Source organism: Microcystis sp. M179S2, assembly GCF_020245805.1.
Classification (GTDB): Bacteria; Cyanobacteriota; Cyanobacteriia; order Cyanobacteriales; family Microcystaceae; genus Microcystis; species Microcystis aeruginosa.
The window spans coordinates 1-11252 of the sequence record NZ_JADBUE010000138.1; the positions used below are offsets into that span (position 1 = coordinate 1).

General features: G+C 41.6%; 9 protein-coding genes. 2 read left to right on the plus strand and 7 right to left on the minus strand.

Features of this window, described 5'->3' with window-relative positions:
* Positions 1–985: 985 nt before the first annotated feature.
* Positions 986–2431 carry an Ig-like domain-containing domain gene (locus tag IM500_RS07995; protein WP_190722851.1) on the plus strand — a complete coding sequence of 482 codons (1446 nt, stop codon included), beginning with the start codon at positions 986–988 and terminating at the stop codon, positions 2429–2431.
* A gap of 215 nt (positions 2432–2646) precedes the next feature.
* Entirely contained in the window at positions 2647–4884 is a 2238-nt protein-coding gene (locus IM500_RS08000; protein ID WP_190722850.1) for an FUSC family protein, read from the plus strand.
* A gap of 29 nt (positions 4885–4913) precedes the next feature.
* On the opposite strand, the gene IM500_RS08005 is transcribed toward IM500_RS08000, so the two are convergent.
* From IM500_RS08005 to IM500_RS08035, 7 genes are all read right to left on the minus strand, one after another.
* Positions 4914–6986: an AAA family ATPase gene (locus IM500_RS08005; RefSeq protein WP_287738091.1), complete on the minus strand. Its 2073-nt coding sequence runs from the start codon at positions 6984–6986 to the stop codon at positions 4914–4916.
* Positions 6987–7065: 79 nt separating this feature from the next.
* A complete protein-coding gene (locus tag IM500_RS08010; protein ID WP_012266504.1) occupies positions 7066–7242 on the minus strand; it encodes a hypothetical protein in 177 nt (58 codons plus the stop codon).
* A 101-nt stretch (positions 7243–7343) separates the two neighbouring features.
* The gene (gene leuD, locus IM500_RS08015; RefSeq protein ID WP_190722848.1) at positions 7344–7934 is read right to left on the minus strand and encodes a 3-isopropylmalate dehydratase small subunit; all 591 of its coding nucleotides are present in this window, start codon (positions 7932–7934) and stop codon (positions 7344–7346) included.
* A gap of 104 nt (positions 7935–8038) precedes the next feature.
* On the minus strand, positions 8039–8482 hold the full coding sequence (locus tag IM500_RS08020; RefSeq protein ID WP_190722847.1) for a class I SAM-dependent methyltransferase: 444 nt from the start codon (positions 8480–8482) through the stop codon (positions 8039–8041).
* A 5-nt stretch (positions 8483–8487) separates the two neighbouring features.
* Positions 8488–9039, minus strand: coding sequence for a bifunctional adenosylcobinamide kinase/adenosylcobinamide-phosphate guanylyltransferase (gene cobU, locus IM500_RS08025; protein WP_002755665.1), 552 nt, complete (start codon positions 9037–9039; stop codon positions 8488–8490).
* Positions 9040–9087: 48 nt separating this feature from the next.
* Positions 9088–9465 carry a phosphomannose isomerase type II C-terminal cupin domain gene (locus IM500_RS08030; protein WP_190722846.1) on the minus strand — a complete coding sequence of 126 codons (378 nt, stop codon included), beginning with the start codon at positions 9463–9465 and terminating at the stop codon, positions 9088–9090.
* A gap of 183 nt (positions 9466–9648) precedes the next feature.
* Positions 9649–10932, minus strand: a complete 1284-nt coding sequence (locus tag IM500_RS08035) for a flotillin family protein (protein ID WP_190722854.1) — start codon at positions 10930–10932, stop codon at positions 9649–9651.
* Positions 10933–11252: the final 320 nt, after the last annotated feature.

An 11252-nucleotide genomic window follows, 5' to 3' on the forward strand; every position in this document is an offset into this window, starting at 1 on the left:
GGCGTTTTTATTTATTCGATTGAAAAAACCGATGACAATCATTACTAAAGCTGATAAGAATGTGGGGTGTGGGGTGTGGGGTGTGGGGTGTGGGGTGTGGGGAGAATAAATAAAATAATCTCCTATCTCCTGACTCCTAACTCCTGAATACTGACTCCTAACTCCTGAATACTGACTCCTAACTCCTGACTCACCGTTCGCTCATTTCTCGAACCGAAAATTTGATGAATTGTCTCAAATGCAGTCTAGCAAACGCATTGAGCGTTCTACTCGAATATTTATTAGTACAAAAAGACCATTTGGAAGTTAACGAATTGATCAGGGTTTGAGCGAGTCAATTGGCGATCGCATTTTCGGTACTTTTCTGCTTACCTTATTCGCTAAAAAGCATACAGGATAAAGGTTAAAGCAATTTTAAAACCCTTCCCTTAAAAAATTAAGCGAACAATGAGTCCTGAATACTGACTCGGAGACTTCTGACTCCTAACCCAATGGTAGATGTTGGATTTTTGCGGGAGTTCTATTTTCCGACAAAGATAACCAAAAATTATTTATTGACTGCAAAAACTTGAGAATATTTAAATTAACATTCCGCAATATTTATAAATTCTTAAGAATTAATTGAGAAAGATTGTTATTTAACAACGATGTTATGCTGGTTACAGCGATTTGATAAAATTTCATAGTGGGTTATTCTGTGCTTTTTTGGCCAGCAATAGTTAAAACCCTTGCCACACCTAGAAGGTAATCCTAATTAAGACGGGTAAATTAGTCAATTTCACCCACAACGATGATCTTTTTTTTATGTAGTTTTATTGCAAAAAAAAAGTTTTTTTGACAAAAAGCACAAAGTATGATATTTGCCCAAGGTATTTCTGGTGGCGAGTAATTATTGTAGAGGGGGGAGATGGGAGAATAAATAAAAGCAATCTCCTGACGACCGAATACTGATAACTGATAACTGACTCCTGATAACTGATAACTGATGAAAAGATTAGCTTGGTTCGATCGCTTAGTGTTAGCGAGTATTTTGGCTTTAATTGCCGCGATATCGTCGATTTTGATCCAGGGAAATCAAGTCCCGACCCGAGGGGAGAATTTTAGCTGGCAAGGGCGAAAAATCGGCGTTAGGGACAATTATTTTACTTTAAGTTTTAATCGACCGATTGACCGTTCCGATATAGAAACCAGCGTGGTGATCGATCCTCCCTTGCCGGGTAAAATTAGCTGGTCTGGCGATCGCTTGACCTATACCTTGACGGAATTGCCCATCTACGGCAAAAAATATCAAGTAAAGTTACCCATTGCTCAAGGTGAGGACTTGATCGGCGAATTTTACAGCCACGATCGAGCTTTTGCCTATATTGGAGTCAACCAAGAGGAAAGAGGCCGTTTAATCGTCTGTAATATCATTCAGGGGGCAAATAAGGTCACAGAACTGAAAAAAACCATCCTTACCCCTGGGGATCTGGTGGTCACGGATTTTCAAATCTATCCGAGGGGGGATAGAATTTTATTCTCGGCCTTCGATCGCTCTGACTTAGGACGAGATACCCCAAAACAGCAACTTTACACAATTACCACGGGTTTAAATCATGACGAAAATAGTCAAAATTTGCCTAGTGGTCGTATAGAAAGGTTTTTAGATGCGAAAACTTATCAAAATCTGCGCTTTGATCTCTCAGATAACGGCAAAACCCTAATCGTGCAGAGAATTAATCATGGGAATCCGGGGGATGCCAGTTTATGGGTAATCAGCGATGATGGACAATCGCGACCGTTAGGAATACAAGCGGATAATTTTTTACTATCTCCCGACGGTAAAAAAGCGGTTGTCAGTCAAACGGGAGGGGTAGCGGTGATTCCTTTGGATGTCCAAAAGGGAAAACCGCAATTTTTGCCCACCTACGAGAAAATACTCGCTTTTTCCCGGGATGGTCGCCAAAAACTAATGGTAAAATCAGAACCAGATAATCAGCGATCGCTATTTCTGCTCGACGATCAAGGAGAGTCAAGACTACTATTAAGAACAGCTAATCCGATTATTAGCTGTGAATTTGAACCGCGACAGGAAAAAACCCTTTACTGTCTGAAAAGCGATCTGGTTATGGGCAGCGATGGCAAGGTGAAAGAAGAACCATTTTTAGCGATTATTGAGCTAAAAACGGGTAAAATGATGCCCCTGCTGGCCTTACCTAATTATCGTGACGTGCAGATGAGTATGTCTCCCGATGGCGTGGCCTTATTATTTGATCAGTTAGCAACCACACCCTTTGGAGTCAGAAATGATTTAGTCACCGGGGAGGGGTCGAGCATTGCCGATGGTCGTCTCTGGTTATTACCACTTCCTGATCAGTTCAGTCCCAATAGCACCCCGAAAATTTTACCTCAAGAACTCAACGCCGGTTTTAAACCCCGTTGGCTGCCCTAATAGAGCAGAATTGAGGAGTTAGGAGTCAGTCCCGATGAAAAAATTTTCACCCCCACAGATGAAAGAGGTTTCCTTCCCCACACCCCACACCCCACACCCTACACCCTCTTTCAAGTCAGGAGACAGGAGAGAAATCGTTACCTAATCAGGTGACTCGGAGAATACTGACTCCCGAAAACGAAAACCTCATACCTCACCATTAAGATAACTGCTATATGCTACTTCAGCGATTTGCTTTTTTATTGCGTCCTAGTGGCGATATCGAGATCGAGCGGGGGATTCGGACTTTATTGGCGCTCGCGGTACCGATTATTATCGGTGATATTTTAGATCAGTCAGAATTGGGGTTAATGGTCGGTTTAGCGGCTCAAATCTTGATTTTAGCCGATGTGGGGGGACTTTACTGCCTGAGAGCGAAAACCCTGGTCGCTACGACCATTGGGATGGCTCTAGCTTTGATTATCGGCACATTAGCCAGTGCTTGGTTAGGATTGGCCGTAGTGATAGTTTTTTGCGGGTTGTTTCTAGCGGGTTATTTGACAGTTTACGGGGAAAATGGGGCGTTAGCTGGGGTAGTAATTAGTTTATTGCTGCTTTTTGCTGTTTCTTTGCCATCGGGAGATATTGTCGTCGCTTTACAACGGGCCGGAATCGCTGTGTTGGGAGGGGGATGGACAATTTTTTTAGCCCTGTTTATCTGGCCTTTTCGCCCTAATCAGCCTTTACGTCAGGTAACGGCGGAAAATTTTCAGGGTATCGCCACCTATCTCCGCTCTTTGCCCTTACACTCTCGTTCTAATGCTAATGAGGAGCCATATTTTGACAAAATCCGCCAGCTGTTGCTACGTTCGAGGAAAACTGTCACCTTGACGCGTCGGGGACGTTGGGGAAAAAGTGAGCTGCGGGAATTGTTAATCGTCTTGATTGAAGATAGCGATCGCATTAATACCAGCTTAATTGCGCTGCGAGAATTGCTTCATCTTCATCCCTTGCCACAACTGACCACGGTGGGTATTTTATTAGAAGATATTCTCGTGCAAGTGGCGGAAATTAGCGAAGATATTGCCTGGTTAATTTTGGGTAGAAATAAACAACTGGATTGTGAGCGCTTGCAGCTATTACTCAAGGCGATCGAGCAACAAAAAAACCTGCAAGCTAAAGTTTTAGAAAATGCCCAGGATGATTATAGCAGTTATGTGGCAATTTCGCAATTAAATAATCGTTTAAAAAAATTATTTAAACAGCTAAAAATAGCCAGTGAAACAGCGCAACATTTGCGGCAAAGCGAGAACTTTTCCGATAAAAAAAATCCCTGGCAGCGGAACTTTGAAGGGATAGAAAAAGAGTACAGTCAAGAAAAAGCTTGGTGGGAACCATTAAGAGCTAATTTTAATCTAGAATCGCCCCTATTTCGCCATGGTTTACGCTTGGGTTTGGGAAGTGCGCTAGGAGTCTTGATTTACCATAAGCTAGGAATTACCCATAGTTTTTGGATTGGTTTAACCTTAGTTATTGTGTTAAAACCAGATTTTAGCTTGACTTTTCAACGCTTTTTTAATCGGGTGTTTGGCACGATTTTAGGCTCGTTTTTTGTTTTGGCACTGTTGCCAATTATAGATAATCCGATCTGGTTAGAAATTATTGGAGTGATTTCTATAGCGATCGCTTTAGCCTTGGTGCGATTTCACTATAGTTTGGCCGTATTTTTTATCACAATTTTTGCTTTAATCATCAGTCGTCTGGATGCCAGCAATGACGGTATTAATTTAGAGTATATCAGAATAGTTTATACTTTAATCGGTAGTGCTTTAGCCTTTGCACTTTCCTTCGGTTTTTTACGGTTTAATGAAGATGAACGTTTTTCCCTCGCTGCCATTAAAGCATTAGAAGCTAATCAAATATATTTTCAGTCAGTTATGGCAGTTTATTTAGGAGAATCATCCTATCAAACTGCAATTTTATCTTCCCATCGCAATAAAGCTCGACGAGCAAATACAACTATGCAAACGGCCCTACAAAGATTAATTGATGATCCTAGCACACCCTTTCCACAAATGGAACCGGCAATCACTTTAAGTAATTATATTCCTCGTTTTGGTCGCGGGGTGACAGTTTTATTGACGGAATTGGAACAATATCGCGGTAGTCCTCCCCATCCTAATCTCAGTCTGTTCACGCAACAAATAACCCAAGCTTTGACGCAATTAACCCAAGCTTTGCAAACAAATAATCCTCCTTCTCCCTTACCTCCCCTCGAAGATACTTTAGAAAATATCCTCGATCATTTGCAAGAATTGCGAGAGGAAAGGTTAGTAGAAATTGGCAATCAACAAGAGGGAACTAATCTCCATAAATATTTAGGGGATTATAATATTGTCACCACGGAACTTGTGGAATTATCCAGTCGTGTTGGGGTAATGAACACAGCAATCGATCGTTTTATTAGAAGTTAAAATTTAGTTATAACAACAGAATTTAGTAGTCAGGAGGAAAATCGATTAACTTCGATAATTTCCGTATATTCAAAATTATTAGGACTGCGTTTCACTAGAGAATAATCAACACCATGAAGATTAATTAAATCCTCTTGACAATCTGCTTTCGGAGAATTATAAACTAACACATATTCTTTACCAATATAGGGAGAAATCTCGGTTTCTACTTCTCCTCTCCATTGAGTTTTTGTCACTAAAACAACTAACTGATTGGCTAATTTAGGAATAGCGATCGCAACTTGCCGACGATAGATATGATCAAGACTACCAAAAGGGGAATCCATCACCAGAGGAAAAGTGCTGCTATCAATTCCCATCAAAGTATTTTTCTGACTCCATTCTCGCACTCGATCGATAATTCCCCCGATAAAAGATAAACTGAGAATCTGATTTTCTCCGGTGGAAGCTGCCACGGGAATGGCGAATCCTGTGGTATTTTCTAATAATCTTACCTCGTAATCGGGACTAATACGGGGAATATAGGGAGTAAAAGAAATTGAGTTAAAGATTTCCTGTACCCGTTTTTCTAAGGACAAACGAAACTGATTTTCTAATCTCTGTCTTACCTCACTAATGCGATTAATTGCCTCTTGAGTCGCTAAACTACGTCGTTGTCCTAAATTAGATTTTTCCTCTTTTTGTTGCTGTTTTTGTACCTGTTTTTGCAGGGATTCTAACTCTTTCTCATAGATATCTAGTTGATTTTTATTGCTGCCCTGTTCCAAGCGTAAATCTTTTAGGGAATCCTCGATCGCATCTAAGCGAGATTGCAGATTTTTAATATCTTCATCGGGATAATGGCGAAATTTATCCCGCACTTCATCTAATTCTGATTCTACTAAAGATAATTCTAAGCGCCACTGGTGAATATTAGCTTGATAATTATCCACTTCTTGCCAAAAATCTAACACCCGCTTATCTATTTCTTTGACTGTGGAAGATAAGCGAATGGCCGCTTCTTCCACATCGGCCATTCCTGCTTTATTCATCCAGTCTTGTACCTGTAAATAAGCTTGGCTATTCTCCTGTAATTCCTGGCCACAAATACATTTTTTCCGCTCTAATAATTGTTGGACAAATTGCTGTTTGATACCACTGGGTAATTCCCCTTGTTGTCGTAGGCGATCGATTAATTGCTGAAAATTTTGATTAATTTCTTTTAAAAAGACTTGATAAGCTTGCTGGGAAATTAATTTCTTTAACTTATCCTTAGTTCTGACTAAATCTTGCCGCAGATTTCTTTCCTGTTGTTCTAATTTTTCTTTTAACTGTTTTAATTCCTCGGCACCACTTAACTCTAATAAGCGATTAGTCACGGCTTTTTTTAATTCTTCTTGCTGGGATAACTGGCTAATAATATCCTGCTGACGCTGTTTTAATTTCTCGAAATCCTGCTCGATTTTACTTTCCTGTTTCAATAACTTTTTTAAATCCGATTCTCCTAAATCTTTAAGCTCATCTTGTAAAGATTTTTTGGCTTTTTTTAAATGCTCGATCGCTCGATCTAATACTTTAACTCCCAATAATTCTTTTGTATCCTCGGCGATTTTACCTTGGCTACTACTGCGAAATTGATGATCGATATATTCCCCATCAAAAAAGAAATAACGGTGTAAACTTTCGGGTAAAATTTGATTAATAATATCCTCTGGTGGTTGATTGGGTGTGTACCAATTGCCATCATCACCAGCGTAGAGCATATATAAACTATTTGAACCGTATTTAATTTTACTATTTACATCTTGATAGGCGAAAAATTTTCGTTTTACCTGATAGCGTTTATTTTCATGTTCAAAGTTTACTTCTGCGGAACATTCTAGGGAGGTTCCCGTGCTTACCTCGGTAATTGCCCGTTTATTAACTAATAACTCTGGTTCGGCAAAAGCTGCCGTAAATTTTTCATAAAGCACCCAGGTACAAGCATTTAAAATTGTTGTTTTTCCTGCCCCATTATTGCCATAAATTACCGTTGTATTGCGAGAAGTCGCTGCTAAATGTATCTCAGGAGTCTTACCATAAAATTGTCGAAAATTACATAACTTTATTGATAGTAGTTTCATATTTATATAGAGGGGATGATGGGGAAGTTTTTTTAGTGAACAGTAAACAGTGAACTGATAACTGATAACTGATCACTAATTATTGGATTACTTCTTTAATAATCGTTAAAACATCATCATTGATATTGCGAGGATTGCGCTGGTATAACTTATCTCTTTCCAATTTTAAAACTCGATCGATGATTTTTCGCACATCTTCGGGAGCGTTTAAAATCGGTTCTTGGATATTTTGGAGATTATTATCAGGATTAATCATAGGGCAGATTTTTTAATATTTACAGCCGCTGCATCTCAAACAAAATCCTTGCCGGGGTACGTTAATCTATTGCTAACGCACCCTCACCCTAGATTGTTTCTCTAAACGAAACTTAAATAGGGTAACTTTTGCGCGGTAGATTGAATCAGATCGAGATTTTGTAAAAGCTGTCCGCAGGTATCCCAACCCCCTTCTATTAACATCTGTCGGGAACCTTCATTCATAGAGACGGTAGCGACAAAATCCCCCCATTCCACCGTCATAGTTGTCAAGGAAAGATCGAGGGGAATTTCGGGATTAGCTGCAATTAAATCCTGTAAATGGGCGATAGTTTTAGCCTCAGCAGTGACACAGGGAACCCCATTAGCGATACAATTGCCAAAAAATATTTCGGCGAAACTTTCCCCGATAATTGCTTGAATTCCCCAACGTAAAATCGCTTGCGGTGCGTGTTCCCGAGAAGAGCCACAACCAAAATTACCATTGACTACCAAAATTTTCGCCCCTTGGTACTGGGGTAGATCGAAAGGATGACTCCCCTGTAAAGCGGCTCGATCATCGGCGAACACTTGTTCTCCTAAACCTTCAAAGGTGATACAACGCAAAAAACGAGCCGGAATAATGCGATCGGTGTCAATATCGTTGCCTCGCAAGGGTAAAGCTCGTCCGGAGATGGTTTTAACTTGACTCATGATCTTTTTCTAACTTTTACTAGCAGTGACAAAAAAAGTGGTTGCATCTTGCCATACTCCCTGATCGGTGGCATTTTTCTCGATTTCTCGGCGATAATTGTTCACTAGAGTCGCAATTTCGCCAGCCGATAGGCGACCGAACCGCCTTTTTTTAACCATTGATACCATTTTGCCAGCACTTGCGGGATATCGGGGAAAAGTGCAATCGCCAGAGAACAGGTAATCAGATCGAAACTAGACTCGGCAAAGTCAATAGCAGCTATATCGGCGTTAATTAGGTCAATATTCTCGATATTTAATTCTTCTAGCTTTTTTTCGGCTCTGGCAATCATTTCCGGCGTGAAATCAACCCCGATGACACTTTTCACTTTTGGGGCAATTGCGACCGCTATAAATCCCGTTCCCGTTGCCACGTCTAGCACAGATTGGCTTTTTTGTAAATAGAGATAATTGACTAATTTAAGGGCGCAAGCTTCAGTAAAATCGTTATCGTAATCGTGACGACGGGCATAAAAATCAATCACTTGACGCTGATAATCGTTGCTCATCTTCTCTATTGCCCAATTATCGACAAAGACTGACCCAATTGACTTAAATTAAGAGCATGGCCGCCGGTAACTAGATAAACCGCGTCTGCTATTGTGCCAATTCTACGACAGAGATCGCCTAAACGATCGCGAAACAGACGACCGAGGGGATAAGCGGGAACCACACCCCAACCGGTTTCTTCCGCCACCAGAATAACATCAACCGCCGCGTTTTTGAGGGAATACAAGAATCGATCGCTGATTTCTAACCATTCAGCTGCCGACATTTCTAAACAATTGGCTACCCAAGTACCGAGGGAATCAATTAACAAACAGTGAGTAAATGGGCTATTATCAATAGTTTCGCTTAATTGTCGGGGAATTTCTCGGGTTTGCCATTGGGGGGAACGTCGCTGCCGGTGTCTTTCAATGCGATCGCACCATTCTTGATCTTTTTCATCCACCGAGGAGGTGGCGATATAAATAACGGGTTTTTGGCTGATTTTGGCTAAATATTCGGCCCATTCACTTTTCCCAGAACGGGCAGCCCCTGTAACTAGGATAATTTTTTCATCCACGATCGAGATTTTGGCAAATAACTACAGTATATACGGGAGAAAACTGTCCTATTCTCGATCATCAAAACGGTGAATATCATCATCTCCTAAATATTCGCCATTTTGCACCTCGATCATCACCAAAGGAATAGAACCGGGGTTTTCCACCCGATGACGGGTATTCATGGGAACATAGGTAGATTCTTTTTGTTTGAGGAGAGTTTCTTTTTCATCACAGAGTACCCGCGCTGTACCGGAGACGACAATCCAGTGTTCACTGCGATGGTAGTGCATTTGGGTACTCATGTGATGGCCGGGTTTAATGACAATGCGATTGATGCGATACCGGGGACCTTCCTCCAATACCGTCACTGTTCCCCAGGGGGGAGTCCGCGTCATTTCTAGGTCTTGGGGAGAAGGGGAGGGAGCATTAATTAAGTCATCCATGGCAGTGGTCTCCAAACTTGATTAACATTCTAGTGGACAATCTCTGGTTTGCAGCTATTAGCTAAAGGTGTGTGGGGTGTGGGGTGTGGGGTGTGGGGTAATGGGGTGATGGGGAGAATAAATAAAATAATCTATTGAATCCTGTCTCGGAGTCTCCTGTCTCGGAGTCTCCTGATCACTGATTCAAGAGGGCAATTGTTTAAAATCAAAATTTGTGTCTTTTCCCTTGACAGATGGCTCGGTTTGTGCTAGGCGATTAGCCATTTGTACCAGATCCACCCCGGTAGCTTGACGCAATTGTTCAGCAAAGGCAGTCATTTTCGGGACAAGATTACCATCACCTCCGTCCACTACCGTCACCGTTTGCACCTGCACTTCTGGGACACTAGCGACCATTAATTTCAGCAATAACTCCAATTTTTGGTATAAAAAGATGTTTTTAGCGTTATTTCCCGCTCCTTGCCAAGAAGCCGCTAATTTTTTGGTTCCTTCCGCTTGCGCTTTCCCCTGTTCGATAATTTTGGCCGCTTCCCCCCGGGCTTTTGCGATCGCTTGTTGACATTCCGCTGCCGCAGGGGCGATCACATCTGCTTGTAATTGCTGTTTAACCTGCTTAATTCGGGCAGTTTGTACCGCCACTTCGGCCTGTACTTTAGCTAAATCGGACATAACCACCGATTCTACCTCAGCAATCATGGCGCTGCGCTTAGTTTGAGTGTCGCGCACCCGTTTTTCTGCGTCAGCTTTGGCTATCTCTAAATCTTTTTGGATACGACGCAAAGCGGTTAGGCGTAGATTCTCGGAATCCTTGATAATCGATGTTTTTCGGGCTTTTGCTTCTGCTATCCGGGCATCTCTCTGTAATTCGGCTTTTTGCTTCCGTCCGATCGAATCGAGATAACGCACCTCATCGGAAATATTCTGGATCTGCAAACTATCCAAAACTAAACCCAATTTTTCCAGATCCTGTTCCGCTTCTTCTAGGAGACTTTTAGCGAAAGCAATCTGATCGGAGTTCGCTTGTTCTGGGGTTAAATTCGCCAAGACACCGCGCAAATTGCCCTCGAGGGTTTCTTTAGCCAATTGTTCAATTTCCTTGCGTTTCTTGCCCAATAAACGCTCGATCGCATTATAAATAATCGGTTCTTCCCCAGCAATTTTAATATTCGCCACCCCGGTGACGATCAACGGCACACCGCCCTTAGAATAGGCATTAACCACCTTGAGATCGATGATCATGTTGGTCAGGTCCATTCGATACACTTGTTCTAGCATAGGTAAACGAATACTGCTGCCCCCTTTTACCAAACGATAACCGATGGTTTTGCCCGTGGCCGTGGGACGACGACTACCAGCAAAAATTAAGACTTCGCTCGGTTGACAGATATGGTAATAGTTACGGATGACTAATAAACCCGCACCTGTCCCTAAACCGAAAACTCCCAGTAAAACAGCGATAAATTCCATAGATTTTATTACGGTCGATGCTCGGATCAAATTAACTAAATTGTATCCATCAATTTCCAACTTTGACAGACGTTGAAGTCCAGTAGGGTGGGCTACATATAAAATTATCAATAGTAATGATAGAGTAAAATCCTCTAGTTTTATGTTGACTTCAATCAAATTGCTTCTAAAATGTACACTTGACATCCTCGCCGCCGTAAAACGGACGGCGATTCCCAAACCTGACGATTTAGGTTTCTGCTTCTTTCCCTTGCGGGGTTCCGCACCTGCCTTAACAGATTTACTCTGTTCTGGTCTTATGGTCGCTCTACAGACTGACA

Coding starts and splice junctions, on each gene's coding strand:
- leuD (WP_190722848.1), bottom strand. CDS start 7,934: ATGAGTCAAGTTAAAACCATCTCCGGACGAGCTTTACCCTTGCGAGGC.
- IM500_RS08005 (WP_287738091.1), bottom strand. CDS start 6,986: ATGAAACTACTATCAATAAAGTTATGTAATTTTCGACAATTTTATGGT.
- IM500_RS08035 (WP_190722854.1), bottom strand. CDS start 10,932: ATGGAATTTATCGCTGTTTTACTGGGAGTTTTCGGTTTAGGGACAGGT.
- IM500_RS08020 (WP_190722847.1), bottom strand. CDS start 8,482: ATGAGCAACGATTATCAGCGTCAAGTGATTGATTTTTATGCCCGTCGT.
- IM500_RS08000 (WP_190722850.1), top strand. CDS start 2,647: ATGCTACTTCAGCGATTTGCTTTTTTATTGCGTCCTAGTGGCGATATC.
- IM500_RS07995 (WP_190722851.1), top strand. CDS start 986: ATGAAAAGATTAGCTTGGTTCGATCGCTTAGTGTTAGCGAGTATTTTG.
- IM500_RS08030 (WP_190722846.1), bottom strand. CDS start 9,465: ATGGATGACTTAATTAATGCTCCCTCCCCTTCTCCCCAAGACCTAGAA.
- IM500_RS08010 (WP_012266504.1), bottom strand. CDS start 7,242: ATGATTAATCCTGATAATAATCTCCAAAATATCCAAGAACCGATTTTA.